This is a genomic window from Pantoea sp. PA1, from assembly GCF_056856975.1.
In genome coordinates, this window is sequence record NZ_JBXGEE010000001.1 from 1,531,533 (window position 1) to 1,557,133 (window position 25,601).

The 25,601-nt window shown below is 55.6% G+C and carries 37 protein-coding genes; 23 read left to right on the plus strand and 14 right to left on the minus strand.

Annotation, left to right across the window (positions count from 1 at the left end):
- Positions 1–37: 37 nt before the first annotated feature.
- Positions 38–511, minus strand: coding sequence for a lipoprotein YedD (gene yedD / locus AC1V0D_RS07445; protein ID WP_058958303.1), 474 nt, complete (start codon positions 509–511; stop codon positions 38–40).
- A gap of 253 nt (positions 512–764) precedes the next feature.
- On the opposite strand from yedD, the gene AC1V0D_RS07450 reads away from it, so the two are divergent.
- A complete protein-coding gene (locus tag AC1V0D_RS07450) occupies positions 765–1,088 on the plus strand; it encodes a DUF6388 family protein (protein ID WP_482907406.1) in 324 nt (107 codons plus the stop codon).
- A 69-nt stretch (positions 1,089–1,157) separates the two neighbouring features.
- Here the strand turns inward: AC1V0D_RS07450 and iraP are convergent, their stop codons facing one another.
- A complete protein-coding gene (gene iraP, locus AC1V0D_RS07455) occupies positions 1,158–1,445 on the minus strand; it encodes an anti-adapter protein IraP (RefSeq protein ID WP_009089602.1) in 288 nt (95 codons plus the stop codon).
- A gap of 177 nt (positions 1,446–1,622) precedes the next feature.
- Between iraP and AC1V0D_RS07460 the strand changes: the two genes are divergently transcribed.
- Positions 1,623–1,862, plus strand: a complete 240-nt coding sequence (locus AC1V0D_RS07460) for a DinI-like family protein (protein WP_009089600.1) — start codon at positions 1,623–1,625, stop codon at positions 1,860–1,862.
- Positions 1,863–1,900: 38 nt separating this feature from the next.
- On the opposite strand, the gene AC1V0D_RS07465 is transcribed toward AC1V0D_RS07460, so the two are convergent.
- From AC1V0D_RS07465 to AC1V0D_RS07475, 3 genes are all read right to left on the minus strand, one after another.
- On the minus strand, positions 1,901–2,167 hold the full coding sequence (locus AC1V0D_RS07465; RefSeq protein ID WP_482907183.1) for a hypothetical protein: 267 nt from the start codon (positions 2,165–2,167) through the stop codon (positions 1,901–1,903).
- Positions 2,168–2,325: 158 nt separating this feature from the next.
- Complete coding sequence (locus AC1V0D_RS07470; RefSeq protein ID WP_033736205.1) at positions 2,326–2,661, minus strand: hypothetical protein; 336 nt, start codon at positions 2,659–2,661, stop codon at positions 2,326–2,328.
- Positions 2,645–3,031, minus strand: a complete 387-nt coding sequence (locus AC1V0D_RS07475; protein WP_009089595.1) for a hypothetical protein — start codon at positions 3,029–3,031, stop codon at positions 2,645–2,647. Before AC1V0D_RS07475 ends, AC1V0D_RS07470 begins: the two co-directional genes overlap by 17 nt.
- A 136-nt stretch (positions 3,032–3,167) precedes the next feature.
- Here AC1V0D_RS07475 and AC1V0D_RS07480 point away from each other — a divergent pair, with 136 nt between their 5' ends.
- Positions 3,168–3,800, plus strand: a complete 633-nt coding sequence (locus tag AC1V0D_RS07480; RefSeq protein ID WP_111208690.1) for a helix-turn-helix domain-containing protein — start codon at positions 3,168–3,170, stop codon at positions 3,798–3,800.
- 63 nt (positions 3,801–3,863) lie between these two features.
- Here the strand turns inward: AC1V0D_RS07480 and AC1V0D_RS07485 are convergent, their stop codons facing one another.
- Positions 3,864–4,112 carry a hypothetical protein gene (locus AC1V0D_RS07485; RefSeq protein WP_009089591.1) on the minus strand — a complete coding sequence of 83 codons (249 nt, stop codon included), beginning with the start codon at positions 4,110–4,112 and terminating at the stop codon, positions 3,864–3,866.
- A 207-nt stretch (positions 4,113–4,319) separates the two neighbouring features.
- Here AC1V0D_RS07485 and AC1V0D_RS07490 point away from each other — a divergent pair, with 207 nt between their 5' ends.
- On the plus strand, positions 4,320–4,520 hold the full coding sequence (locus AC1V0D_RS07490; RefSeq protein ID WP_046102075.1) for a hypothetical protein: 201 nt from the start codon (positions 4,320–4,322) through the stop codon (positions 4,518–4,520).
- Positions 4,521–4,767: 247 nt separating this feature from the next.
- Positions 4,768–5,124 carry a hypothetical protein gene (locus AC1V0D_RS07495; RefSeq protein ID WP_482907184.1) on the plus strand — a complete coding sequence of 119 codons (357 nt, stop codon included), beginning with the start codon at positions 4,768–4,770 and terminating at the stop codon, positions 5,122–5,124.
- A 113-nt stretch (positions 5,125–5,237) separates the two neighbouring features.
- Here the strand turns inward: AC1V0D_RS07495 and AC1V0D_RS07500 are convergent, their stop codons facing one another.
- Together AC1V0D_RS07500 and fliE are read right to left on the minus strand one after the other, a co-directional pair.
- The gene (locus AC1V0D_RS07500) at positions 5,238–5,702 is read right to left on the minus strand and encodes a hypothetical protein (RefSeq protein WP_482907185.1); all 465 of its coding nucleotides are present in this window, start codon (positions 5,700–5,702) and stop codon (positions 5,238–5,240) included.
- 101 nt (positions 5,703–5,803) lie between these two features.
- Complete coding sequence (gene fliE, locus AC1V0D_RS07505; protein WP_009089566.1) at positions 5,804–6,115, minus strand: flagellar hook-basal body complex protein FliE; 312 nt, start codon at positions 6,113–6,115, stop codon at positions 5,804–5,806.
- A gap of 232 nt (positions 6,116–6,347) precedes the next feature.
- Here fliE and fliF point away from each other — a divergent pair, with 232 nt between their 5' ends.
- The 15 genes from fliF to AC1V0D_RS07580 all read left to right on the plus strand — a co-directional run bounded on the left by fliF (position 6,348) and on the right by AC1V0D_RS07580 (position 20,219).
- The gene (gene fliF / locus AC1V0D_RS07510) at positions 6,348–8,075 is read left to right on the plus strand and encodes a flagellar basal-body MS-ring/collar protein FliF (protein ID WP_111208693.1); all 1,728 of its coding nucleotides are present in this window, start codon (positions 6,348–6,350) and stop codon (positions 8,073–8,075) included.
- On the plus strand, positions 8,072–9,064 hold the full coding sequence (fliG, locus tag AC1V0D_RS07515) for a flagellar motor switch protein FliG (RefSeq protein ID WP_009089561.1): 993 nt from the start codon (positions 8,072–8,074) through the stop codon (positions 9,062–9,064). Before fliF ends, fliG begins: the two co-directional genes overlap by 4 nt.
- The gene (fliH, locus tag AC1V0D_RS07520) at positions 9,057–9,749 is read left to right on the plus strand and encodes a flagellar assembly protein FliH (RefSeq protein WP_046102078.1); all 693 of its coding nucleotides are present in this window, start codon (positions 9,057–9,059) and stop codon (positions 9,747–9,749) included. The genes fliG and fliH overlap by 8 nt, the downstream gene beginning before the upstream one ends.
- The gene (gene fliI, locus AC1V0D_RS07525) at positions 9,749–11,119 is read left to right on the plus strand and encodes a flagellar protein export ATPase FliI (RefSeq protein WP_009089558.1); all 1,371 of its coding nucleotides are present in this window, start codon (positions 9,749–9,751) and stop codon (positions 11,117–11,119) included. Before fliH ends, fliI begins: the two co-directional genes overlap by 1 nt.
- A gap of 19 nt (positions 11,120–11,138) precedes the next feature.
- Complete coding sequence (gene fliJ / locus AC1V0D_RS07530; protein WP_009089556.1) at positions 11,139–11,582, plus strand: flagellar export protein FliJ; 444 nt, start codon at positions 11,139–11,141, stop codon at positions 11,580–11,582.
- Entirely contained in the window at positions 11,579–12,868 is a 1,290-nt protein-coding gene (locus AC1V0D_RS07535) for a flagellar hook-length control protein FliK (RefSeq protein WP_482907186.1), read from the plus strand. The genes fliJ and AC1V0D_RS07535 overlap by 4 nt, the downstream gene beginning before the upstream one ends.
- A gap of 129 nt (positions 12,869–12,997) precedes the next feature.
- Positions 12,998–13,483 (plus strand): flagellar basal body-associated protein FliL, encoded by a 486-nt coding sequence (gene fliL / locus AC1V0D_RS07540; protein WP_009089553.1) that lies wholly within the window; start codon positions 12,998–13,000, stop codon positions 13,481–13,483.
- Positions 13,484–13,487: 4 nt separating this feature from the next.
- A complete protein-coding gene (gene fliM / locus AC1V0D_RS07545) occupies positions 13,488–14,495 on the plus strand; it encodes a flagellar motor switch protein FliM (RefSeq protein WP_009089551.1) in 1,008 nt (335 codons plus the stop codon).
- A complete protein-coding gene (gene fliN, locus AC1V0D_RS07550; protein ID WP_058957683.1) occupies positions 14,488–14,895 on the plus strand; it encodes a flagellar motor switch protein FliN in 408 nt (135 codons plus the stop codon). Before fliM ends, fliN begins: the two co-directional genes overlap by 8 nt.
- 2 nt (positions 14,896–14,897) lie before the next feature.
- Positions 14,898–15,296: a flagellar biosynthetic protein FliO gene (fliO, locus tag AC1V0D_RS07555; RefSeq protein WP_046102081.1), complete on the plus strand. Its 399-nt coding sequence runs from the start codon at positions 14,898–14,900 to the stop codon at positions 15,294–15,296.
- Positions 15,296–16,027, plus strand: a complete 732-nt coding sequence (fliP, locus tag AC1V0D_RS07560) for a flagellar type III secretion system pore protein FliP (protein ID WP_009089546.1) — start codon at positions 15,296–15,298, stop codon at positions 16,025–16,027. Before fliO ends, fliP begins: the two co-directional genes overlap by 1 nt.
- Positions 16,028–16,052: 25 nt before the next feature.
- Entirely contained in the window at positions 16,053–16,322 is a 270-nt protein-coding gene (fliQ, locus tag AC1V0D_RS07565; protein ID WP_003854466.1) for a flagellar biosynthesis protein FliQ, read from the plus strand.
- Positions 16,322–17,107 carry a flagellar biosynthetic protein FliR gene (fliR, locus tag AC1V0D_RS07570; RefSeq protein ID WP_009089544.1) on the plus strand — a complete coding sequence of 262 codons (786 nt, stop codon included), beginning with the start codon at positions 16,322–16,324 and terminating at the stop codon, positions 17,105–17,107. Before fliQ ends, fliR begins: the two co-directional genes overlap by 1 nt.
- A 627-nt stretch (positions 17,108–17,734) precedes the next feature.
- Positions 17,735–18,370 (plus strand): transcriptional regulator RcsA, encoded by a 636-nt coding sequence (rcsA, locus tag AC1V0D_RS07575; protein WP_009089542.1) that lies wholly within the window; start codon positions 17,735–17,737, stop codon positions 18,368–18,370.
- A gap of 142 nt (positions 18,371–18,512) precedes the next feature.
- On the plus strand, positions 18,513–20,219 hold the full coding sequence (locus AC1V0D_RS07580; protein ID WP_140028908.1) for a methyl-accepting chemotaxis protein: 1,707 nt from the start codon (positions 18,513–18,515) through the stop codon (positions 20,217–20,219).
- Positions 20,220–20,318: 99 nt separating this feature from the next.
- On the opposite strand, the gene dsrB is transcribed toward AC1V0D_RS07580, so the two are convergent.
- Positions 20,319–20,513 (minus strand): protein DsrB, encoded by a 195-nt coding sequence (gene dsrB, locus AC1V0D_RS07585; protein WP_009089538.1) that lies wholly within the window; start codon positions 20,511–20,513, stop codon positions 20,319–20,321.
- A 62-nt stretch (positions 20,514–20,575) separates the two neighbouring features.
- Complete coding sequence (locus tag AC1V0D_RS07590) at positions 20,576–20,734, minus strand: YqaE/Pmp3 family membrane protein (protein WP_009089537.1); 159 nt, start codon at positions 20,732–20,734, stop codon at positions 20,576–20,578.
- 317 nt (positions 20,735–21,051) lie between these two features.
- On the opposite strand from AC1V0D_RS07590, the gene AC1V0D_RS07595 reads away from it, so the two are divergent.
- From AC1V0D_RS07595 to AC1V0D_RS07605, 3 genes are all read left to right on the plus strand, one after another.
- Positions 21,052–21,285: a DUF2525 domain-containing protein gene (locus tag AC1V0D_RS07595; protein ID WP_482907187.1), complete on the plus strand. Its 234-nt coding sequence runs from the start codon at positions 21,052–21,054 to the stop codon at positions 21,283–21,285.
- 354 nt (positions 21,286–21,639) lie between these two features.
- Positions 21,640–22,431: a mannosyl-3-phosphoglycerate phosphatase-related protein gene (locus AC1V0D_RS07600; protein WP_009089533.1), complete on the plus strand. Its 792-nt coding sequence runs from the start codon at positions 21,640–21,642 to the stop codon at positions 22,429–22,431.
- A 30-nt stretch (positions 22,432–22,461) separates the two neighbouring features.
- Positions 22,462–23,682, plus strand: coding sequence for a glycosyltransferase family protein (locus AC1V0D_RS07605; RefSeq protein WP_009089531.1), 1,221 nt, complete (start codon positions 22,462–22,464; stop codon positions 23,680–23,682).
- A 163-nt stretch (positions 23,683–23,845) separates the two neighbouring features.
- Here the strand turns inward: AC1V0D_RS07605 and AC1V0D_RS07610 are convergent, their stop codons facing one another.
- The 4 genes from AC1V0D_RS07610 to AC1V0D_RS07625 all read right to left on the minus strand — a co-directional run bounded on the left by AC1V0D_RS07610 (position 23,846) and on the right by AC1V0D_RS07625 (position 25,565).
- Positions 23,846–24,025 carry a YodC family protein gene (locus AC1V0D_RS07610; RefSeq protein ID WP_009089530.1) on the minus strand — a complete coding sequence of 60 codons (180 nt, stop codon included), beginning with the start codon at positions 24,023–24,025 and terminating at the stop codon, positions 23,846–23,848.
- 177 nt (positions 24,026–24,202) lie between these two features.
- Positions 24,203–24,334: a hypothetical protein gene (locus tag AC1V0D_RS07615; RefSeq protein ID WP_003854444.1), complete on the minus strand. Its 132-nt coding sequence runs from the start codon at positions 24,332–24,334 to the stop codon at positions 24,203–24,205.
- Positions 24,335–24,367: 33 nt separating this feature from the next.
- Positions 24,368–25,279, minus strand: a complete 912-nt coding sequence (locus AC1V0D_RS07620; RefSeq protein ID WP_471803235.1) for a DUF808 domain-containing protein — start codon at positions 25,277–25,279, stop codon at positions 24,368–24,370.
- A 10-nt stretch (positions 25,280–25,289) separates the two neighbouring features.
- Positions 25,290–25,565 (minus strand): hypothetical protein, encoded by a 276-nt coding sequence (locus AC1V0D_RS07625; RefSeq protein ID WP_009089527.1) that lies wholly within the window; start codon positions 25,563–25,565, stop codon positions 25,290–25,292.
- Positions 25,566–25,601 lie beyond the last annotated feature (36 nt).

Below are 25,601 nucleotides of genomic sequence, written 5' to 3' on the forward strand. Positions count from 1 at the left end.
ATGGCTCTGCCCTGCCGGGGCTCTTTTACAGCTGGCGTTATGACTGAGCGTTGTGCTCGGTAATCGATGTACGCAGTAACTGGGGTTCGATATTCTGGATCACCGTGGCTTTAGGTTGCTTTGCCATCTCCTCCAGCGCCTGCTGACACTCAACCGTCGGACGGGCCACTTTTCGCAGCGTCAGGCCATCGTAGCTAAGCTCGCCATTGTCGACATCCAGCGGCATCACACGCAGCTGACGCGTCACGTTAACGTAGTCGCCATTCAGTCGGGTCAGCTTGCCGGGCTTGGCGATCACCCGCTGCCACTGACGGCAATCCAGCGTGCTGCCATCCGCATTAATAATGATGCTGCCTGTCGCCTGGCTGCTGATCAGACCGCTCTGCGGTCCGACGGTTTGCCAGTTGCCCTGCAAATCGGCAGGTGCCGGGGTCTGCACCGCATTTTCATAATCGTTGATTTGCGCACAGCCACCCAGTGCCAGCGCCGCAATCAGCATCCACTTTTTCATGTTTAATCCCTAAAATCGCGTTAATGGCGGCTACGTTATAATTTTTTCCCCGCGCTGCGCAAGATATCTGACGGTTCGGGCTGCTGCTTCCCCCCGGATTGCAGCCCATTTCTCACCTTATCCGTTACCCGGCGTTCCCGGCGCGGCCGTCTGCGGGCGGCCCCCGCCGCGACATTCCGGCGCGACGGTGCCTGACAACCGTAAGACAACCCGTTACACTGGCGCGCTGCAACAGACTTTCAGGAACAGAATGATGAAAACCCCAGAAGCCTACTACGCGCAGGCACGCGAGATGTTTTTTACCGCCCACCCGGACTTTCAGGCTGCCCTTGATGAACTGACTGAAAGCGATGCCCGCGCGGCCAATCTCTCACTGCGAGAGCTGCGCGAATGGCATGCTGAACGCATCTATGCGGCCTTCCTGCGTCAGAAGAATCTGGATGGCATGATTTTTTCTATCCAGCTCGCTGAGCCGGATAAAGCGGTGGCGGCTGAAGCTATCGAGACTTATCTCAAATCCCATGCTGCGTCACTGGGGATGAGCTGGGAAGAGTTCTGCATTAAAAACGAACTCTGATTGAGGCGACCTCTGAAGAAGCGTACCGGTTAACCTTCTTCAGAGGTCATTTTCACCCTGCCCGCGCGTTCAGGGGGTCCTGCCCTTCACCTCAACATAACTGGCCACGGCCAGCAGACGATTAATGTGGGTCAGCAGCAGATCAACATCGGACTGCATAAATTCGGCTGAAGAGCGGGAGGCGGTGACAATCGCATCCTGTACGGTTTCGGTAATGGTCAGGGAGTTATCCTGTTTTGCCTGTACCAGCAGCGCCGCAACCAGCAGCGACTGGGCTTCAATCTGAGCGGTCAGCTCTTTCGCATCCACATCCATTTTCGCCAGCTTAAGCAGAATATCGATTACCAGTTGTCGCATCGCGCAGGCCTCCTGAAGAGTAAGCCGCCATTATGTCGCGATGCGCGCGCATTTTTCCAGCTGAAGATGGCGGCCCGGACGGCATAAAAATTTGCGTCAAAACCGGCGCGCAACCTTGCTACTGTTTTTATTTACAGTATTATAGATCAGCGATTTTGCCCTGAATGGATTGCCATCATGTTTGTTGAATTGATTTATGACAAGCGCAACGTTGCCGGTTTACCGGGTGCTCGCGAGATGATTCTTGAGGAGCTGGAAAAGCGGGTGCATCGGGTCTTTCCTGACATTGAAGTTAAGGTTAAGCCGATGGAGCGTAATGCGATTGACACAGATTTGAGTAAGAACGATAAAGCGACGGTTGCGCGTATCGTGGAAGAGATGTTCGACGAAGCGGAAATGTGGCTGGTGGCCGATTAATCCCTGATCGGCCACCGCATCAGTTAGCGGGAGAGGAATCAGCTCTCCTGCTCACTGTGATTGATTTCAATCTCAATATCCTTAATAGCAGCATCCAGGTCGTCCAGCAGTTTACCCTGTTTATTGAGCAACGCGTCGATTCGGTCAGCGTTGGTCTTGTCTTTATATTCACCGGCATCAAAGGCTAACCAGTGGCTGGAGAGAGTTTCAGTATTGGTCTGCGCATAGTGGCGCATCTCTTTCAGCTGCGACGCTACGTCACGCAGATAATCGTTTTTGGTCTTGGTTTCGGTTGAATCGCTCATGCTAATTTTCCTTCTGGTCAGTTTTCCAAAGTGATTAGGCTTTGCGGTTCATCAACCAGCCAATCAGCGGGCCTGCATTTAAGACAGAAAATGTCGCCCGGAGATTTAAACGTAGTTGATAATAGCGAAGCCGCCCTAGGAATAATCGGAAGTTACGGCTATTGCCCCGTTTCGGCCGAAGGTAAATCGCCCTCTTTCACCACCTCTTTGACTTTGTTGACCGTTTTATCTGCTGTGCGATCGGGCAGCGCATCAAGCTTATGCTGCAACGCCGCAACCTGATCCGTGAGCAGATCGACTTTGTCCTCACGGCGGGCGGCGATGACCCGGTAATCCGCCCGGATCTCCTCGACCCGTTTATTTGCGGTGTTGCTGACATAGAGAAAAATGATGGTCATCAGGATGCAGATCATCGAACAGCTCAGCAGAATCCCGCCAAGAATCACTTTTCGCCGGTATGTCAGAACGGTCAAAGGACTATTTATCGGTGTCATCACTGCGATCCTCCAGAGTTGAGATAAGCCGATCAATTTCATTACGAAACTTATCGTTCTGATCGGTTTCGGTCATTGCCAGTAAAATACCCACTGCGTTTTTGATTAACCGGAGATCGGTTTCAAGCGTGGCAATACGCCGCAGATTTCTGTCGTGCCGTTCGCGTAACTCATCATTCTCCTCCCGTATCAGCGCATTGCTCTCTTTCAGCAACACCACCTGCTCTTTGTAACTGGTAATAATTTCGCCGCCTGCCCGATTACTGGTCACGATTGAGGCGATCCCCGCCAACAACGGTTTCCAGAAAAGTGCTGCGGCGCCCCCACCCAGAACTAACGCCCCCATACTGGTAATCAGACTACTTTCCATGCCACACCCCTTTTTCCGGTAAGGTCTCTGGAACTCACGGCATGCTTAACAGCCACCTTTTCCCCCACGAATTTAAGATTGCTTAAATACCAGGTTTAAGTATACTTAAGTCACTCTTAACCAAAAAGTCAAGCAGATGAAAAACGAAACCCTGGGTGATCGCATCCGACTCCGACGCAAGTCACTGCAGTTAACGCAGAAGCAGCTGGCGCAGCAGGTAAACGTGTCCCATGTGGCCGTTTCGCAATGGGAAAAAGAGGAGACTCTGCCGCGTGGCGAAAACCTGCTCCGGCTCTCTGAAGCACTGGGCTGCGCACCGGCCTTTCTGATAGAGGGTGATGGCCCTGTTTTCAGCGAAAGCGCCTGGGCCGGGCTGCACCAGATTCCTTTGCTGGCGCAGCGCGATGTGGCGCAATGGCTGAGTGATGCCGGTTCTGTCCGGCAGGATCGTCTGATGCATAACGATATGGCGCTGTCTCAGCAGAGTTTTGCCTTTCGGGTAGAGGATCAGTCGATGGCACCGGCGATTCTGCGCGATGATGTGGTGATTATCGATCCCAGCCTGTCACCGCAGCCTGGCGACAGCGTGCTGGCGCTACAGCAACAGGTCGCCCTGCTGCGAACCTGGCGTCAGCGAGGCAGTGAAGAGGGTGTCACGCAGTTTGAACTCGCACCGGTCAATATCAATTTCCCTGAGCTGCACTCCAGGCGCGATAACCTGAAGCTGATTGGTACACTGGTCGAACTGCGCCGCTTTCGTCAGCCATAAAAAAACCCGCCGGGTGCGGGTTATCGGTTCTGCATTTAACCGTGGTGGCAATATGTCGGGAAATCAGAGTGCGTCGGTCAGCCGATCGACAACCACATTGCCCTGCAGGTCAGTCTGCATAATCCGGTAGCTGACCGGCCATGAGCGGCGGGTTGTGAGTTTATCGAACAGCGTGACGCCGCCCTTTTTAATCCCTTCGCGGTTAACAATAATCCACTCGGTGACCTCTTCCTGACCCCGATTTCGCAGGCTCAGCGACCGCTGCTCGATTAACTGGTCTTCCGCTTCAATCTTTAAATGATCTCGTAACATAATCTCTATCTCCTGGTAACGCAGCTCACTATATGCCTTTTATTAATCAGTTCAATCGAATATTTTAATCGAAGTCACTTGCAGCCTGGTGCTGGAGTTGCCCGCAGTGAAGAGAGATCCTTTCACGTCGATGTCTCTGACAGGGCCGGAGGCGAGATCTCAGCGCTGGTCTAGACTTACAGCACTGGGAACCAAAAGGAGCGAATGATGTTTAAGCATAAAACGAACGAAGAACGTAAGCATGAAGGTGATGTGAGCAAGAGTCTGCCGGAAGCAGCGCCGCACGTGGGCAACGCTTATGAGGAAGATGATCACCCTGCGACGGATGCCCCAAAAGATCACGGGGAAGTGCCGCGCAAAAATGATGACAGCCAGGATGATAAAAAAGATCCTTTCAAGGCGCAGTAACTCCTGTGAGGCGCGTCCTCCGGGCGCGCTGGTCTGTCACGCTCTCTGTCGCCCTACCAACTGTTAATTGACCGGTCTGATGCGCTGCCCGCTTTCTCCCCTTCTCTTTTACGACGCCTTAACAGCACACGACCATCGTGATGCAGCCGGATTATCATTGTGTAATTCGCTATTATCTGTCCGGAATGACAGGGAGCCGTTTTCTTTGTCACGACGCAGAGCGTCAGCAACGATGAGAGTATATGGAATGAAAAAAAGCGTTATTTCCCTGAGCCTGATTCTGCTGAGCGGATGCGTGGACATGGGACGCGTCGGACTTCATCCTCAGGTAAAAATGGCGTATTTTGACGGGCATCCCTGGCAGCTTGAGTCTTGCCTGAGTGAGGCGGCACAGAATCAGCAGCTTTACCTGGCTCAGGATGATCCGCTGCCGGGAGGAACAAAAAGATTTAACCTCGAACAGGATGGCGAAACGGTCGCGTGGGTCGAGATTGACAGGTTTAGCCGCAATCAGACCAGTGCCACCTTCTACGCTGACCCGAAGGCGTCTGACGTTCAGGCCGCGATTTCAGATATGGTCACAGCGTGCCGGACATCATATTAGTCTGACCATGATTACAGCGTTTGCATCCAGGCAGCAAAGCATGGCCTGCCCTGGTCCGATGCTGATCAGCGGAAGCGGCGACACGCTGACAGAGGCGGCCAGGGCAGCCCGGCTTACTCCGCCTGTACACAATCGTACGAACCGCGTATCCGAATCTGATTCTGGCTGGTTCGGACGATTTCAGCCCTGAGCTCTGCTTTCCCCGCAAGCGTTGTCTGCTCTAAATCAACCATGCCCGGCGCCCGGGCGTTTTTGGCCCGCAGCTTTACCGTTGCGTTTTCGTAATCCCCCTTCTCCTTACTGAACGTCACTTTCTGCGTTTTCGCACGTTCGCCATTGACGGAGAACCAGTGATTTTTATCCGCTTTCAGATAGAACGGCCCGCACTGCATGGCAGAGAAGGCGGGGGCTGACAAGGCGAACAGACAGGCTATCAGGGTAACTCTTTTATTCATAATGCTGGCGTCCTGCTGGAGCGAAGGGAAACAGATCAGCGATGCAGGGGAAACCGTGTTTCCTCCCTCGCCGCCCGGGATGTGAAGGAGTATAGCGAAGGGTGGCGCGATTGTTGATGCCACCGTTCTCAGCCCCACCCTTCTGTGCAGACCTGGGAGGAAGATCCATTATGCGACCTCAACCTCCACACGCTGTTTTTACCCGTCCAGCCGGTTCAGCTTTGCTACACCTGCATATTCATAATCTCGCTGTACGCCGAGACCAGCTTGTTCCTGACCTGAATCCCCATCTGCATGGAGATAGAGGATTTCTGGAGATCGACCATCACATCATTCAGCGCCACGCCGGGTTTCCCCATCTCAAAATCCTGCGCCTGGGTGCGTGCGGTCGTCTGCGTTTCGCTGATCTTATCCAGTGCGGCTTTCATGGTTGCACCAAAGTCGATCTGATTTGTAGCTTCACTGCTGCGGTTGCTGGCCTGCAGTGAGGTGACCTGAAGCTGCTGGAGTACGCCGTCAATAGCCTGAATAGACATGAACGATACCTTATAAAAGAGGGTGGGATTTTTTCTGTGGGCAAAAGTTAACACGTTGTCAATGAGACAAAGGCGCTAAATGACAGCAAAAAACCTACCTTATCCACGCATCGAATTTTGCTTATCACCTAATAATGCCTGGCATTGAAGTGGAAATTTTATCTACGCAGGTCAGGGAGTCTGTTTTGCCATCTCAACTTACCCGGTCAATTACGTCAGGCAGGAATCGGTCATGAATGCGAGTACAGCCGCCACACCAGATCAAGAAAAGAAAGGCTTCGGTGACCTGCTCGCTCGCCTGCGCGCCAATCCGCGTATTCCTCTTATCGTCGCCGCCGCCGCCGTTATCGCGATTGTCATCGCGATGGTGCTGTGGGCAAAACAGCCCAGCTACAGCGTGCTTTACAACAACCTCTCTGATGAAGATGGCGGGGCTATCGTCACGCAGCTGACGCAGATGAACATCCCCTATCGCTTCGCTGAAAACGGCGGCGCACTGATGGTGCCTGAGGCTAACGTGCACGAGCTGCGTCTGCGTCTGGCTCAGCAGGGTCTGCCGAAAGGCGGCTCGGTGGGGTTTGAACTGCTCGATAAAGAGAAGTTCGGCATCAGCCAGTTCAGCGAGCAGGTTAACTATCAGCGCGCGCTGGAAGGCGAACTGGCCCGCACGATCGAATCACTCGGCCCGGTTAAAAGCGCCCGTGTCCATCTGGCGATGCCAAAACCGACCCTGTTCGTGCGTGAGCAGAAAGCCCCGTCTGCTTCTGTCACCTTAACGCTGCAGCCGGGCCGTGCGCTCGATGAAGGCCAGATTCAGGCCATCGTCCATATGGTCTCCAGCAGTGTCGCCGGTTTACCGCCGGGCAACGTGACGGTCGTTGATCAGACCGGTCGCCTGCTGACCCGCTCCGACTCAGTTGGTCGCGATCTGAATGATGCACAGCTGAAATATGCCTCTGAAGTGGAAGCGCGTTATCAGCAACGTATTGAAGCGATCCTGAATCCTATCGTGGGCCAGGGCAACGTGCATGCGCAGGTCACCGCGCAGATTAACTTCGATACCAGCGAGCAGACTGACGAGAAATATCAGCCTAACGCGAATCCGTCGAATACGGCGATCCGTTCGCGTCAGACCAGCACCAGCGATCAGTCGGGCAGCCCGTATCCGGGTGGCGTGCCAGGCGCACTCTCTAACCAGCCTGCACCAGCTAACTCAGCGCCGGTCACAACGCCAAATAACACTGCGGCCAATGGCCAGAACGCCAATGGTCAGAATGCTAACGGACAGAACAATGCCGGCCAGACCACCAGCACGGCCACAGCCAGCGCGACGCCGACCAACTCACGTCGTGATGACACCGTGAACTACGAGCTGGACCGCACCATTCGTCATACCAAACTCAACGTGGGTGACGTGCAGCGGCTTTCCGTTGCGGTGGTAGTGAACTTCCGTACCGACGACAAAGGCAAAACGGTCGCGCTGAATGAAGCGCAGCTGAAGCAGATTGAAGATCTGACCCGTGAAGCGATGGGTTACTCCCAGACACGTGGCGACAGCATCAACGTGGTGAACTCGCAGTTCAACTCGACTGAGCCGGTGAGCACCGACCTGCCCTTCTGGCAGCAGCAGTCCTTCTTTGATCAGCTGATGAGTGCGGGTAAATGGCTGTTGATTGCACTGGTGGCCTTCATTCTCTACCGCAAGATGGTGCGTCCGCATCTGGTGCGTAAGCAGGCTGCCGAGAAAGCCGCCGCCGAAGCCGTTGCCGCCCGCGCCACGCAGCAGGAAGAAGAGGAAGCCTTTAGTGTGCAGCTCAGCAAAGATGAGCTGGAGCAGGAACGTAAGTCTAACAACCGCATGAGCGCAGAAGTGATGAGTCAACGCATCCGCGACATGTCAGAAAACGATCCGCGCGTTGTTGCGCTGGTGATTCGCGAATGGATGAGTAAAGAGCTATGAGTCTGACCGGAACTGAAAAAAGCGCCATCCTGATGATGACCATTGGCGAAGAGCGCGCCGCGGAAGTGTTTAAACATCTGAACCAGCGCGAAGTGCAGCACCTCAGCGCCGCGATGGCCAGCATGCGTCAGGTGTCACACAAGCAGCTGACCGAGATACTGCGTGAGTTCGAAACCGATGCCGAGCAGTTTGCGGCGCTGAGCCTGAACTCCAACGAATACCTGCGCTCGGTGCTGACCCGTGCGCTGGGCGAGGAGCGTGCCGCCAGTCTGCTGGAAGATATTCTCGAAACGCGGGAAACCACCAGCGGGATGGAAACGCTCAACTTTATGGAGCCGCAGGCCGCTGCCGACCTTATCCGCGACGAGCATCCTCAGATCATCGCCACCATCCTGGTTCACCTCAAACGGGGTCAGGCGGCCGATATTCTGGCGCTGTTCGACGAGCGTCTGCGCCACGATGTGATGCTGCGTATCGCGACCTTTGGTGGGGTGCAGCCTGCCGCGCTGGCCGAACTGACCGAAGTGCTGAACGGCCTGCTGGATGGCACCAACCTCAAGCGCGCGAAGATGGGCGGCGTGAGAACCGCAGCCGAGATCATCAACCTGATGAAAACCCAGCAGGAAGAGGCGGTTATCGAAGCCGTTCGCGACTTCGATGGCGAGCTGGCGCAGAAAATTATCGACGAGATGTTCCTGTTCGAAAACCTGGTGGAAGTGGACGACCGCAGCATCCAGCGCCTGTTGCAGGAAGTGGAGTCCGAGCAGCTGCTGGTGGCACTGAAAGGGGCCGAACAGCCGCTGCGCGAGAAGTTCCTCAAAAACATGTCAGCCCGTGCGGCCGACATTCTGCGCGACGATCTGGCCAACCGCGGTCCGGTGCGGATGTCTGCTGTAGAGAACGAACAGAAAGCAATCCTGCTGATTGTTCGCCGCCTGGCCGAATCTGGCGAGATGGTGATTGGTGGTGGCGAGGAAACCTATGTCTGATGCATTTTCTGCCCGCCCGTGGCAGCTGTGGCAGCCTACCGATCTGGGTCGTTTTGATGAGCCTGAACCGGAGGCACTGCCGGAGATCGCTGAATCTGACGACGGCGTTGATGAGCAGCAGCAGCAGCTTGAACGTCTGCAGCAGCAGATGCGCAAAGAGGCGCAGGGCCAGGGTTACAACGAAGGCTTTCAGCAGGGCGTCACCGAAGGCCAGAAAGCGGGCTACGACGCCGGTTTTCAGCAGGGTCTGGCCGATGCTCAGCAGCAGCAGGCCCCCCTGCAGGCGCGGATGTCCCAGCTGGTCACCGAGTTTCAGAACACGCTGGAGTCGCTGGACAGCGTCATCGCTGCCCGCCTGATGCAGCTGGCGCTGGAAGCCGCGCGCTCGGTGATTGGCCAGGCCACCACGGTGGATGGCACCGCCCTGCTGCGTCAGATTCAGGGTTTACTGCAACAGGAACCGATGTTCAGCGGCAAACCTCAGCTGCGCGTCCACCCTGACGATCTGCAGCGCATTGAACAGACCCTGGGTCCGACGCTGGACCTGCACGGCTGGCGGCTGATCGCTGACAGCACCCTGCACCCTGGCGGCTGCAAACTCAGCGCGGAAGATGGCGATCTGGATGCCAGCGTCGCGACACGCTGGCAGGAACTCTGCCGCCTCGCCGCACCGGGAGAAATCTGATGACCACCCGTCTGAACCGCTGGCTGGGCTCGCTGGACGCCTTTGAAAAACGCATTTCCCAGGTGCAGCCGGTACGCCGTTATGGCCGTCTGACCCGCGCGACCGGCCTGGTGCTGGAAGCCACAGGCTTACAGCTGCCGCTGGGCGCAACCTGCATCATTGAACGCAACGATGGCAAAAACATCAGCGAAATCGAAAGCGAAGTGGTGGGATTCAACGGTCAGAAGCTGCTGATGATGCCACTGGAAGAGGTGGACGGCATTTTACCCGGTGCGCGGGTCTATGCGCGCCAGAGCGGCGACAATCCGCAGGCGGGCAAACAGCTGATGCTGGGCCCCGAACTGCTGGGCCGCGTACTCGATGGCAGTGGCCGGCCGCTGGATGGTCTGCCATCACCGGATACCGGCTATCGCGCCCCGCTGATCACGCCGCCTTTTAACCCGCTGCAGCGTACGCCGATTACCGACGTACTGGATACCGGCGTGCGTGCCATTAATGCCCTGCTGACGGTGGGTCGCGGGCAGCGTATGGGCCTGTTTGCCGGTTCAGGCGTGGGTAAAAGCGTGCTGCTTGGCATGATGGCGCGCTACACCAAAGCGGACGTGATCGTGGTTGGCCTGATTGGCGAACGTGGTCGCGAAGTTAAAGATTTTATCGAGAACATTCTCGGGGCTGAAGGTCGCGCCCGTTCGGTGGTCATCGCCGCCCCGGCAGACGTTTCACCGCTGCTGCGTATGCAGGGTGCCGCCTACGCGACCCGTATCGCGGAAGATTTTCGCGACCGCGGCAAGCATGTGCTGCTGATTATGGACTCCCTGACCCGCTACGCCATGGCGCAGCGTGAAATTGCCCTGGCGATCGGCGAACCCCCGGCAACCAAAGGCTATCCGCCTTCCGTGTTCGCCAAACTGCCTGCGCTGGTTGAGCGTGCCGGTAACGGTATCGACGGCGGCGGTTCCATCACCGCGTTCTATACCGTTCTGACCGAAGGTGACGATCAGCAGGACCCGATTGCCGACTCCGCGCGTGCGATTCTCGACGGCCATATCGTGCTGTCGCGCCGGCTCGGTGAAGCGGGTCACTATCCGGCCATTGATATTGAAGCGTCGATCAGTCGTGCGATGACCTCGCTGATCGATGAGAACCACTATGCCCAGGTGCGCCAGTTCAAGCAGTTGCTCTCCAGCTTCCAGCGTAACCGCGATCTGGTCAGCGTGGGCGCCTATGCCGCCGGCAGCGACCCGATGCTGGATAAAGCCATCCGGCTCTATCCGCAGATGGAAGCTTTCCTGCAACAGGGCATCTTTGAGCGCAGCGATTATGACGACGCCAGCCTGCATCTCCATGCGCTGTTTGGCGCCTCAACCTGATTAACGCGAGGTAATGGCTATGAAAACGGCAAATGCTATCGATACGCTGCGCGACTTAGCGGAGCAGGATCTCGAACGGGCCGCCATCTATCTGGGCGATATGCGCCGCGGCCAGCATGCCGCCAACGAACAGCTGACGATGCTGCTCGACTATCAGGATGAATATCGCAACAAACTTAACGATGACATGTCGAGCGGCATTGCCAGCACCCGCTGGACTAACTATCACCAGTTTATTCAGACGCTGGAAAAAGCGATTGAGCAGCACCGTAATCAGCTTAATAACTGGAATCAGCGCCTGGAGCAGGCGCTGATCAACTGGCGTGACAAACAGCAGCGGCTGAACGCCTATCAGACCCTGATAACGCGGGCAGCGGAAAATGCATTACGACAGGAAAACCGTCTCGACCAGAAACGGATGGACGAATTTGCCCAACGGGCCGCATTGAGGAGAGGCGAATGATTACGCTGCCAAACATTGCCATGAAAGCGACGGCTAAAACCGACGCAGAACCATCAGTCGCAACCGACGCTGCGGCAGGGTCAGATGCCCTGCCACAGGACTTTCTGACCGCGCTGGGAAACCAGCTGCTTGGCCTGGCAAAACAGCAGGGAAAAGCGGCGCAATCCGCTGACGCAAAAGCAGAAATGGCCGATGAGCGTCGACCTGCTTCTCCGCTCAGTGCGCTGCTGGCAACACGGGATAATCCTGCTGCCCTGGCTGCCCTGCTGAAACCGGAAAATATTAAAGCTGGGTCAAAATCAGCCGATGATAAAGAGAGCCCGGACGCGGCATCCTTAAGCGCCAGCGAGATACAGAATGTGCAGGCGCTGTTCGCCATGTTGCCGGGTGCGGCCACGGCAACAGCCAGCGCGCCACCGCCCGTCAGCAGTGAATCGGGTGAGGTGATCAGCCAGAGCGATGGCGGCCGTAAAGCGCTGACCGCGCTGACACAGATGCTGAACACAGCACCGGAGAGCAGCTCATCGCAGAGCACTGCACCGGGTAAAGATGAGAAGCACGAGATAAAAGGTGCGGCGCTGAACGCGCCTGCGGCGAGCAACGCGGCGAGCCAGAGCAGCAGCACCGCGCAGAGCAGCAACAGCAGCCTGAACTTGGCCTCAGACAGCCATTTCCAGCAGGCGCTGAGTGCGATGATGAAGCAGGATGATCAGGCCGCGACGCACAGCAGCGCCAGCGACAGTAGTGTGAACATCAGCGGCCCGATTACGAGCGCCAGCACCCTGCCCGCGCCGGTGACCGCGTCAGCGACCAGCAGCACCCCCTCAACGCCGATGCTGAATGCGCAGCTGGGCAGCGACGAGTGGCAGCAGGCGCTGAGTCAGCAGATTGTGATGTTCAGTCGCAACGGCCAGCAGAACGCGGAGTTGCGTTTACATCCGGAAGACCTCGGCGCTATCCAGATCAGCCTGAAACTGGATAACGACCAGGCACAGATTAGTCTGGTTTCCAGCCACAGCCACGTCAGATCGGCGTTGGAAGCCGCGATACCGCAGCTGCGCAGCGCGCTGGCAGAGAGCGGTATCAACCTGGGCGAGAGTCAGGTGAGCAGTGACAGTTCCGCGCAGAGCCAGAGCTTCCAGAATCAACAGGAGGCGCGCCGCGACGGACAGCATGGCCGCTTCTCCCTCCCCCAGGACAGTGACACCGACATTACGCCGATTGCCGTCCCCGCCGCCCTTCAGGCTCGCGTCAGCGGTAACAGCGCCGTCGACACTTTTGCCTGACAGCGATAAACGCTGAAGGTAAGCGTAAAACCCGCGTCTATTCTGCCCATTGGTTTGACTTAAGACGCGGGATAATCTGTCCCGTGAGCCGAGAGGCTTGCCCATAATTCACAGGAAGTAACTGCAACCATGTCTGATAACGCGAAAGCTAAAGGCCGCAAACGTAAACTCTTAATACCGGTGTTGCTCATTGTGACGCTGGCCGCTTGCAGCGTGGCAGGCTATGCAGTCTGGCGAATGATGAACAAACACGAGGGCGATAAGCCTGAGGTGGCGAAAGTTGAACCGCCTCCCGCTCCGGTCTTTTTTGCACTTGATACATTTACGGTTAACCTGGTCAATCCCGACAACGATCCTGACCGCGTGCTGTACGTAGGCTTTACCCTGCGTCTGGCCGATGAGGATACCCGTCGTCGGATGAATGACTATCTGCCTGAGGTGCGCAGCCGTCTGCTGCTGCTGCTCTCGCGTCAGAGTGCTTCGGCCCTGGCGACAGAGCAGGGAAAACAGGCGCTTGTTGAACAAATCAAACAGGCGCTGACACCTCCGCTGGTGAAAGGTCAACCTCCGCAGGCTGTAAACGACGTGCTGTTTACCGCCTTCATTTTGAGGTGAATCAATGGGCGATAGCATTCTCTCCCAGGCTGAAATTGACGCCCTTTTAAACGGCGACAGTGGCAGCGCGGAAGAAGAAAAGAAACAAAGCGGGCCGGAAGGCGATATTCGTCCTTACGACCCGAACACCCAGCGCCGCGTGGTGCGCGAGCGTTTACAGGCGCTGGAGATCATTAACGAGCGTTTTGCCCGTAGTTTCCGTATGGCGCTGTTTAACCTGCTGCGCCGTAGCCCGGATGTCAGCGTCGGGGCGATCAAGATTCAGCCGTATCATGAGTTTGCCCGCAATCTGCCGGTGCCAACCAACCTGAACCTGATCCACCTGAAACCGCTGCGCGGCACCGCGCTGGTGGTGTTCTCACCCAGCCTGGTCTTTATCGCCGTTGATAACCTGTTTGGTGGCGACGGACGGTTCCCGACCAAGGTCGAGGGCCGTGAGTTCACCCATACCGAGCAACGGGTTATTCGCCGCATGCTGAAGCTGGCGCTGGATGGTTACAGCGACGCCTGGAAGGCGATTTATCCCCTGGACGTCGAATATGTACGTTCAGAGATGCAGGTAAAGTTCACCAACATTACCACCTCACCGAACGATATCGTGGTTAACACGCCGTTCCAGGTGGAGATTGGTAACCTGGTGGGTGAGTTTAATATCTGCATCCCGTTTTCAATGATTGAACCGCTGCGCGAGCTGCTGGTGAACCCACCGCTCGAAAACTCCCGCCAGGAAGATAACCACTGGCGTGACAACCTGGTCAAACAGGTGCAGCACTCTGAGCTGGAACTGATCGCTCACTTTGCCGAAACCTCGCTGCGTCTGTCACGGATCCTGCAGCTGAAACCCGGCGATGTGCTGCCGATTGAGAAACCGGAACGCATTATCGCCCATGTCGATAGCGTCCCGGTTTTAACCAGCCAATATGGCACGATGAACGGCCAGTATGCGCTCCGTGTCGAACACCTGATTAACCCGATTTTGAATTCGCTGAACGAGGAACAGCCCCATGACTGACAGTAATAAACCGTCTGACGATATCTCTGCGGACGATCTGTGGGCTGAAGCGATGAATGAGCAGGTCGGCAGCAGCAGCGCGCCGCAAACCGATGACGTCTTTAAGTCATTCGACAGCCCGAATGTGGCAGGCTCACTGCAGGACATCGATCTGATTATGGATATCCCGGTGAAGCTCACCGTGGAACTGGGCCGCACCAAGATGACCATCAAAGAGCTGCTGCGTCTGACGCAGGGTTCCGTGGTGTCACTGGATGGCCTGGCGGGTGAACCGCTTGATATCCTGATTAATGGCTACCTGATCGCTCAGGGTGAAGTCGTGGTCGTGAACGACAAATATGGCGTTCGCATCACCGATATCATCACCCCGTCTGAACGTATGCGTCGTCTGAGTCGCTGAATATGACCAGCCAGAATCAAACGCTGCAACCGGCTGCACCTCAGGCCCAGGCGATCTCCACCGGCTCGATGCTGGCTCAGGTCAGCAGCGTATTAGCGTTAATTATTTTACTGATTCTGGCCTGCGCCTGGCTGGCACGCCGTGTCGGCTTCGCGCCGAAAAAGGTCAGCAGCCAGGAGCTGAAGCTCACAGCCAGCGTCTCCGTGGGCCAGCGTGAGCGGGTGGTGATTGTGGATACCGCCGATGCCCGTCTGGTGCTGGGCATTACCGCACAGCAGATTACTCACCTGCACACCCTGCCGCCGGGTGAACCGGCGTCAGTGACGCCGGTCAACAGTGCACCACAGGATTTTCGTCAGCTGTTACAGAACCTGGTTAAACGTCCCGGAAAAAACCCATGATGCGTCGACTGCTTCCTTTACTGCCACTCCTGTTACTGGCACCGGTTGCCCATGCCCAGCTGCCGGGCCTGGTGAGTCATTCGCTGCCCAATGGCGGTCAGAGCTGGTCGCTGCCGGTGCAGACGCTGGTCTTTATCACGGCGCTGACCTTTATTCCGGCGGTGCTGCTGATGATGACCAGCTTCACCCGTATCATCATTGTGTTTGGTCTGCTGCGTAACGCGCTGGGCACGCCCTCTGCCCCGCCGAATCAGGTGCTGCTTGGCCTGTCGCTGTTCCTGACCTTCTTTATCATGGCGCCGACCTTTGACCGGATTTATCAGGATGCCTATCTGCCCTTCAGCCAGGACAAGATCAGCATGGATGTGGCGATTGAGAAAGGCGCCCAGCCGCTGCGTGATTTTATGCTGCGCCAGACGCGTGAAGCGGACTTAGCCCTGTTTGCCCGGCTGGCAAACGTGGCACCGATTGCCGGTCCGGAAGCCGTGCCGATGCGCATTCTGCTGCCCGCTTACGTGACCAGCGAGCTGAAGACCGCGTTCCAGATTGGCTTTACCGTCTTTATCCCGTTTCTGATCATTGATCTGGTCGTCGCCAGCGTGCTGATGGCGCTGGGGATGATGATGGTGCCGCCCGCGACCATCTCACTGCCGTTTAAACTGATGCTGTTTGTTCTGGTCGATGGCTGGCAGCTGCTGGTCGGTTCACTGGCGCAAAGCTTCTACTCCTGATCCCCTTTTCTTCCCGGAGCAACACATGACACCCGAATCAGTAATGGTAATGGGACAGGAAGCGATGCGCGTCGCCCTGATGCTGGCCGCCCCGCTGCTGCTGGCTGCGCTGGTTAGCGGCCTGCTGATCAGCCTGATCCAGGCGGCAACCCAGGTCAACGAACAGACCTTATCCTTTATTCCCAAGATTCTGGCGGTGGCGACCACCGGGATTATTGCCGGCCCGTGGATGCTGAATCTGCTGCTGGACTATATCCGCACCGTCTTTACTAACCTGCCTTACATCATCGGCTGATGATTACTCTCGACAGCAGCCAGCTGGTTCAGTGGGTCAGCCAGTTCTTCTGGCCACTGGTGCGTATCATGGCGTTGTTTGCCACCGCACCGATCCTCAGTGAACGTTCCGTCAGTAAGCGTGTCAAAATCGGGCTGGCGGTGATGATCACCTGGCTGCTGATGCCGCTGCTGCCTGCTGTTAATGTCACGCTCTTTTCGCCTGCCGGATTCTGGCTGCTGATCCAGCAGATGCTGATTGGCATCGCACTGGGCTTCACCATGCAGTTTGCCTTCGCTGCCGTGCGCTGCGCCGGGGAAGTGATTGGCCTGCAGATGGGTCTGTCGTTCGCCACCTTTTTCGACCCCGGCAGCCGTCTGAACATGCCGGTGCTGGCCCGCTTTCTCGACATGCTGGCGATGTTACTGTTCCTGACCTTTAACGGACACCTGTGGCTGATGTCGTTACTGGCGGACAGTTTTCATACCCTGCCGATTGGCGGTCACCCGCTGAATGCCAATGCTTTTATGGCGCTGGTGAAATCGGGCGGATTAATTTTCCTTAATGGCATGATGTTAGCGCTGCCCTTAATCGTTTTGTTACTCATGCTAAATCTGGTACTGGGTTTGTTAAACCGCGTTTCACCACAGTTATCGATCTTCGCAATTGGCTTCCCGATTACCTTATCAGTCGGAATTTTAACCATCAGCCTGCTGATGCCCCTTCTCGCCCCGTTCTGTGAGCATTTGTTCGGTGAAGTATTTGATTTACTCGCCCTGTTCCTGACAGAACTATCCCGAACCTGAACATTAACTTTCTAACTATCTTTCCATCACCACACTTAAGTATCGCAAAACCATCCGTGCATTTTCCGAACCATGTTTTCCAGAATGCAACTAAGGATATTCTGATAAATGTGCTGAGAGTCTGAAAATAATTCTTATTAAACCGGGCTTCGCGTATTTTAGTTGGGTGGTTCACAGAAGCTCTCAGACTGTGAATGTGCAGGCAAATCGGTCAAACCATTGAAATTGCGAAGAAAAAAACTTTAACGAATTTTTCTTGTTAAAAAATGTTTTTTCCGGCATTGTCAACGCACGCTGAGACATCACACTTTCGTAAAACAAATGTTTTTGAGAATTGTCCTATCAGAAAACTCCGGGTTTTCAGGGATAGTGACAAGGCTCCCAAAAATTGAGTAATACTTAACCTCCGGCATTTCACTGGCACTCCCCGCCACAGTCGGAGAATGTGTGACGTCAGGGCAGCACAAATTTTTTGCAGAACGGGTCAGGGATGAAGACTTTTACGGGCGATTGCCTGTTACCACACTGCACGAGCAGAATAAAAAAGTACCTAAGAAATCTCTCTCGTATCGCAACGCGTATTCATCGTTGATTTAAACGGATAACAAATTGGTGAGGGTCGCTATTATGCCAACTATTATTATGGATTCCTGCAACTACACACGCCTGGGATTAACAGACTACATGTCTTTGAAAGGAGTTAAGAAGAAAAATATCTCTTCCGTCTCCGACATTGAGCAACTACAGCAGAAATGTGAGCAATTAAATCCTGGTGTCGTATTTATTAATGAAGATTGTTTCATTCATGAATCCGATTCCAGTGAGCGTATCCGCAGCATTATTACGCAGCATCCCGATACACTCTTCTTTATCTTTATGGCGATTAGCAATATCCATTTTGAGGAATATCTCTACGTTCGTAAGAACCTGATTATTACATCAAAATCGATGAAAACGTCGACCCTGGATTCCTTACTCAGCACCTATTTGCAGAAGAAACTCAACCAGTCTGCGCGTATCTCTTCGGGCATGGATGTTCACCCGCTGACGCTGAGCCAGACCGAGTCAAACATGCTGAAAATGTGGATGTCAGGTCATGACACCATTCAGATTTCAGATAAAATGCAAATTAAGGCCAAAACGGTATCGTCACACAAAGGTAATATTAAACGCAAAATCAAAACCCATAATAAACAGGTGATTTATCATGTGGTGCGTTTAACCGATAATGTGACCTCGGGTATTTACGTTAATATCCGCTGATCGTTAAACCAGAAAAACCGGCTCCGATGGGCCGGTTTTTTTTTGCTCAGAATTGGGAGCCACGTCTCACTCTTACTGCTAAGCCTTTACTCTCCTTTGCCGATGCTAAGCCTTATAACAACAGCCCTGAGAGAGCAAGGATATGAACACTGCATTAGATAATGATGGACAAAAAAGCGCGGGCATCTGGCAGAATCTCCGCCTGGTGCCGCTGTTTAGCCTCATCTTCGGCGGCATTCTGCTGCTGTTTGCACTCTGTATTGGCGTCGCCAGTTACTTTCTTACCTTAAGCAATCACTCCCTCGATGATGCCACCGACGAAATTCAGGTTCGTATGGGGCTCGCCAACAGTTCAAACCATCTGCGTACGGCACGTCTGACGATTATTCAGGCCGGTGCGGCTGCCCGCATTGGCGAAATGGATGAGTTTCGCGCGAACGTCGCGGCAGCCGAAAAACGTATCCAGCAGGCCAAAGAGGGCTTTGCGGTCTATGAAGCGCGTAAGGTGAAGTCGCCCTCTGATACCGAACTCGATGCCACGCTGCAGGCACGCTTCAATAACTACATTACTAAAGGCCTGCTGCCGATGATCAATGCCGGTAAGCAGGGCAGCTTTGAGGGGATTATTGCTCAGGAGACGGATGTCACCCGCAAGCTGGATGATGAATATAATCAGGTGCTGCTGAAGGCGATTAAAATCCGGACCGACCGGGCGAATGCCATTACCGCTGAAGCCGATGCGCAGTCACGCATCGGTTTTATTGCGATGGGGGTCGCGTTTGTGGCCGCACTGGTACTGGTTCTGCTGACCTTTGTCTTCCTGCGGCGGATTGTGATCAATCCTTTACGGCAGTCAGTGGAACGCATTGAACGCATCGCGCAGGGCGATCTGACCTCCGCTCCCCTGCCCTGTGGGCGCAGTGAAATCGGTACGCTGATCCATAACCTGCAACTGATGCAGCAGGCACTGGTCACCACGGTTGGAACGGTGCGAGAAGGCGCTGTCGCCATTTATCAGGGATCCAGCGAAATCTCCGCCGGTAACACCGACCTCTCTTCCCGCACCGAGCAGCAGGCCGCCGCGCTGGAACAGACCGCGGCCAGCATGGAAGAGCTTACCGCCACCGTGAAGCAGAATGCGGAGAACGCGCATCACGCCAGTCAGCTGGCTGCCGATGCCTCCGGCAAGGCACGCAGCGGCGGCGAGCTGGTCAGCGGTGTGGTGAAAACCATGACCAATATTTCCGGCAGCTCGAAGAAGATTGCGGAGATCACTAACGTCATTAACAGCATTGCGTTTCAGACTAACATCCTGGCGCTGAACGCGGCCGTCGAGGCGGCGCGTGCCGGTGAACAGGGGCGCGGTTTTGCGGTGGTCGCCAGCGAAGTGCGGAATCTGGCCCAGCGGAGTGCACAGGCGGCAAAAGAGATTGAGTCCCTGATTGCCGAGTCAGTCGCACTGATTAATGACGGTTCACAGCAGGTGGGCGCAGCCGGGAATACGATGGGTGAGATTGTCGAGGCGGTGCGTCGGGTGACCGATATTATGTCAGAGATTGCGGCCGCCTCCGACGAGCAGAGCCGCGGGATTCAGCAGGTCAGCCAGGCGGTGACTGAGATGGATAACGTCACTCAGCAGAACGCCTCGCTGGTAGAAGAAGCGACAGCCGCCGCCGCGTCACTGGAGGATCAGGCGGGTAAACTGACCCAGGCCGTCGCCGCTTTCCGCCTGCAGGCTTCACCGGCGGCCACCGCGATGGCTTCCCGTCCGGCTGCACCGGTCAAAACGGTAGCCGTCGCGCCCCGCCAGGCGCTGGCTGGCAGCAACGAAAACTGGGAAACTTTCTGAGTCATTAAGCGGGGTCGCGGGCGACAGCGCTCAGGGCCCTTCTATGCAAAAAGCCGCCTCCGGGAGCCGGAAAGGCGGCTTTTTTTATGCGCGTCAGGCTCAGGCGTCGTGGTAAGGCTCAACGAAGATCCCATCCGGCTGATGCGTCTCATTAAAAAACCAGATACCCAGCGGATAATCTTCGAGCGCAACCAGAAACATTGTGCCCTCGTTGAACGGCTCCATCGCCAGAATGGTGCCCACGCGACGCGGGCCGCCATCCGTTCTGACGCTGACGCGGTCATTTACCTTCATGTCGGTTCTCCTGATGATTTACTGCGTACAGTCTAACCGAAGAACCTGAGGGATGCAGCGCGTTAGCGGCGGGCAATGACCCATACGGCATGGATAATGCCGGGGATGTAGCCACAGAGGGTCAGCAGGATATTCAGCCAGAACGCGCCGCCAAAACCGACCTGCATGAACACGCCCAGTGGGGGTAGCAGGATAGCGATAATAATTCTTAAGAGGTCCATAACCATTCCTTTAGGTATTGAAAAAAATCAGCTTTATTCTCAACTATAGCTGAATCTGCTCTGTTAACAGGAAAAGTCAGGTAAATCTGAGTAAGGATGCCCTTTTTCGATTCTTTAACAGTGCACGGCAGGATTTCTTACGCGCCTGACCGTTACACTCTCCCTGCTGCATCGCCCCCCCGGCAGCGCAGCATTCCTGCAATAACAAGGATTTTGCCCGCACTCTGCGGGCTTTTTTTGATCTGCGATTAACCCTTCCTCGCCTTTCTCTGCCGCCTTCTATACTTACAGTTCTGTTTGCTCTCAGGAGTCTGAAAATGACAGAGGAAAAGCACGACAGCGCGGCGCAGCCAGCCGAACTCAGAGTGGATATGGAAGGATTACTGGCGGCGATTCAGGCCAGAACGTCGGATGAGATACGGGACGCTATGGAAGCGGGACCGTCGCCACGACGCGAGATTGATGGTCAGTTTATTCGTTCCGGCTCCGAACTGGGGGAGGCGTTTGAGATCGACATCAGTGACTGTCGCGCCTGTGAAGCTAACCGCTGAAATCGATTTCAAAAAAATACCCGGCATGGAAGCCGGGTAAAAATTCAATTCGTTACACCAGGGAATTCTTAACACCGTTGCAGAATACCTGATTGCCCGGACTGAACAAGTATCAGATATGCACGTTTCTGCAACCGCCCCACTCACGCTGACGCGATACAGGTTAAAAACACCGCGCTGCACAGTCACTTAGCCCTGCACAATTCCTGCATCCCCCACTTTCCTGCGGGCCTGTTTTTAAGAATAATCCTGGATTTCTGGCCGGTGTGGCAGGAAAAAAAGTGTGCGACATATTCAACTATAATATTGAAAAATCGCTGCTTTAGCGGCGAACGTGATGAAAGGAGCCTGTTCATGCCCGATCTTCAGCACCCCTTAATGGTAATTACCGATTTGGATGGTTCACTGCTCGACCATCACAGCTATCGCTGGGATGCGGCCACGGAATGGCTGACCACACTCCGGGAGCATGCGGTGCCGCTGGTCATCTGCTCCAGCAAGACCGCAGCTGAAATTGTCCCGCTGCAGAAAAAGCTCGGCATCGCCGGTTCCCCCTTTATTGCGGAAAACGGTGCCGTGGTGCAGACCCTGGATCAGCAACGGATTCGTCTGCCTGATAGCGCCCTCAGCTATGAGGCACTCTGTGAGCGTCTGGCTGGACTGAAAAGCCACTTTCGCTTCACCGGATTTCACGACTTCTCCGATCCGGAGGTGGCCGCCATGACCGGTCTGAGTGAAGCGGATGCGGCCCTCTCCCGTCAGCGGGATGCGTCAGAAGTGGTGGTCTGGCGCGACAGCGATGAGGCCTTTGACCGCTTTCATGAGGCACTGCATGCAGAAGGGCTGGCGCTCACTCAGGGCGGCCGTTTCTGGCATGTGATGCCGGCAGGCAGTGGCAAAGGCGAAGCCCTGCGCTGGCTGCTGGCACACTCTCCCGGCGAGTCCCGCGTCACTATCGGGCTGGGGGATGGGCCAAACGACGCCCCGATGCTGGATGCGGTGGATTATGCGGTCGTCATCAAAGGCTACAGTAAAACGCCGGTGACCCTCAGCCGCACCGATCAGCAGCAGGTTTATCACACCGCTCACCACGGCCCTGAAGGCTGGCGTGAAGGGCTCGACTATTTTTTGACTCAACCTCAATGAGCTGCCCACGGGCATGAAAAGGATGAAGCGATGAGTGACTTTTATCAGAATGGCGTAATCACCAACTTCCATAACCTCACCCACCGCAGCGTGGAGTCGCTGGAAAAAGAGATGGTTCGCTTTGCCCGCAAACGCAAAATGGGGCTGATCCTGCCGTCGCTGTTTTCCGAACTTGAAGGCCCGGCGCTGACCAATATCGTCGATGAGCTGGCAAAAGTGCCCTACCTGGATGAAATTGTGATCGGGCTGGATCGGGCCGACCGCGACCAGTTCCTGTTTGCCCGCGACTTTTTCTCCCGGCTGCCGCAACGCCACCGCATCCTGTGGAACGATGGCCCGCGCCTGAAGGCGATCGATGCGGAGCTGGATAAAGAGGGACTCTCTCCCACCAATCCGGGTAAGGGGCGCAACGTCTGGTTCTGTACCGGCTACACGCTGGCCTCCGACCGCACCAGCTGTGTGGCCCTGCATGACTGCGATATCGTCACCTATGAGCGCGGCATGCTGGCACGTCTGCTCTATCCGCTGGCGAACCCGGCGTTCCAGTATGAGTTCTGTAAGGGCTTCTATGCGCGCGTGGCCGACGGCAAGCTGAATGGCCGCGTGGGCCGCCTGCTGGTCGGGCCGCTGCTGCGCTCGCTGCAGAAAGTCTATGGCCACTCAGAGTATCTCGATTACCTGTCGAGCTTCCGCTATCCGCTCTCCGGCGAGTTTGCTATGCGCACCCATGTCCTCAACGGCATTAAAATTCCTGGCGACTGGGGACTGGAGATCGGCGTGCTGTCGGAGATTTACCGCAACTACACCACCCGCCAGTCGTGTCAGGTTGAGATCGCCGATAACTATGACCACAAACATCAGCCGCTGGCCGAAGATGATGGCACAGGCGGCCTGAAGCGAATGAGCAGCGACATTGTTCAGTCACTGCTGCGTAAGCTGGCCACCATGGGCGTTCCGCTCACCAGCGACTCATTCCGGGTGCTGAAAGCGACCTACTACCGCAATGCGCTGGATATGATGGAGACCTACAACCACGAAGCGGTCATGAATGGCCTGAAGTTCGATCAGCATGTGGAAGAGGCGGCGGTCGAGATGTTTACCCAGTCGATTCTGGAGGCGGGTCAGGCGTTTATCGAGCGTCCGAATGACAAGCCCTTTATTCCGAGCTGGAGCCGCGTCCAGTCAGCGTTTCCTGACGTGCTGCAGCGTATCTATCAGGCGGTAGAGGAGGATAACGATGGTAACGTCTGAGCAGGAGCGGCACAGGGAGTGTGTCCGCGTTCACAAGGAGGAGGCGCAGAGCCTCGATAAAGCTTCAGGATAGAAAAGAGGCCTGCAGAGTGGCAGGCCTTTCAGGGATAAAGCGCCGCAGCCTGACAGGCCCGTTCTTCGCGGCGCGCTGTCTGCCTGCGGGTCAGCTCGCCAGCTGCTGCTCAGGATTCAGCGCGCAGAGTTCATCGCTGCGAAAGGCTTCACGGCGCACCGCATAGCCGTCATACCAGCGACACTCGACCATGCCACTGGCGTAGCCGGTCACCACCATGGTGTGCCCTTCTTCCTTGTGCTGAACCTCTTCACTGATTGCGAAAACCATGCTGCGCTCCTTTTTATTAACCTGAGTGATTATTTTCTTTATAGCAGGCGAATGCGGTTCCTGCCTGTTAAGGCACGCATAAAAAGGGCAAATTCGGAATTAAGCAGATGGATATATTGAAAATAAAAAAAGCGGATAAAAAATATTATCCGCTTTGATGAGGAACCGACGCTGACGTCAGATTTTACAGCCTTCGCAATCGGCTTCATCACCGAGATCGTCCGGCACTTCGCTGGCTTTTTTCTCGGCTTTCGCTTCCGCCTGCTCAAGCTGTGCGTCAATATCAAATTCAAACATATCGTCGTTCATCGTCATTCTCCTGACCGTAAATCGCAGTGCGCTTTATACCGATTTTCCACGCACTCTGGCAATAAGGTTGACCACTAACAGCACGATCGACCCAATGATAAAACCGAGCACCAGGTTCGCGCCATTGCTGAGCAGCGTCGCAATCCAGCCGCTGAAGCCAGCGCTGACCTCTTCAATCAGGTGATGCAGCGGCGCAATGCCATGCACCACAATGCCGCCGCCCACCAGGAACATGGCGATGGTGCCCACGACCGAAAGGATTTTCATCAGCCAGGGCGCCGCCGCCAGCAGCACGCTGCCGATGCCCTGCGCAACGCGCGACGATTTCTCCCGCAGCCAGAAGCCCAGATCATCAATTTTTACAATGGCCGCCACGATGCCGTAGACGCCAACCGTCACCAGAATGGCGATGCCCGCCAGGATAATCACCTGATTGAGCAGCGGTGATTCGGAAACGATGCCCAGGGTAATGGCAACGATTTCGGCCGACAGAATAAAATCGGTGCGCACTGCGCCTTTGATTTTCTTTTTCTCAAACTCTGCCGCGTTCTGCTTCGCCAGTGAATCAAGTCGCTGCTGGCGCGCCTCCGGCGATTTGCTCTGCTTGTCATGCTGCAGGCTGTGCATCACCTTCTCGACCCCTTCATAGCAGAGATAGGCCCCGCCCAGCATCAGCAGCGGCGTAATCAGCCAGGGCGCAAACGCAGAGATAACCAGCGCCAGCGGCACCAGGATCAGTTTGTTCAGAAACGATCCTTTCGCCACGCCCCATACCACCGGCAGCTCCCGGTTGGCTTTCACGCCGGTGACCTGCTGGGCATTCAGCGACAGATCGTCGCCCAGCACGCCGGCCGTTTTTTTCGCCGCCACTTTCCCCATGACGGAAATATCGTCCAGAAGTGTTGCAATATCATCAAGTAAAGTCAGTAAACTGGTTCCCGCCAAAATTGTATCCTTAGTCTGGTTCGTTATGTTGACAACATGGGCAGCGCTCAATTTCCGTTACGGTCATGTCGGCGATGCCCTCACATTCCCACTCCACCCGAATCGTCTCGCCTGCTGTTCCTTCAGCATGCAGGTATTTGCTGACCGGGCTTTCGGTCATGCCGGTGATCTCCTCCGTGGCAATCAGCCTGTCGCCGCTGTAGACCCGCGCAGTGGCGCGGGTATTCACCATCCGCTCGTCGCGAAGCTGGTAAAGGCGTTTTACCGTCAGTTTTATGCTGCTCATCTCAGGCTCCTTCCTGGCCACGGAGAAAAGGTCGAT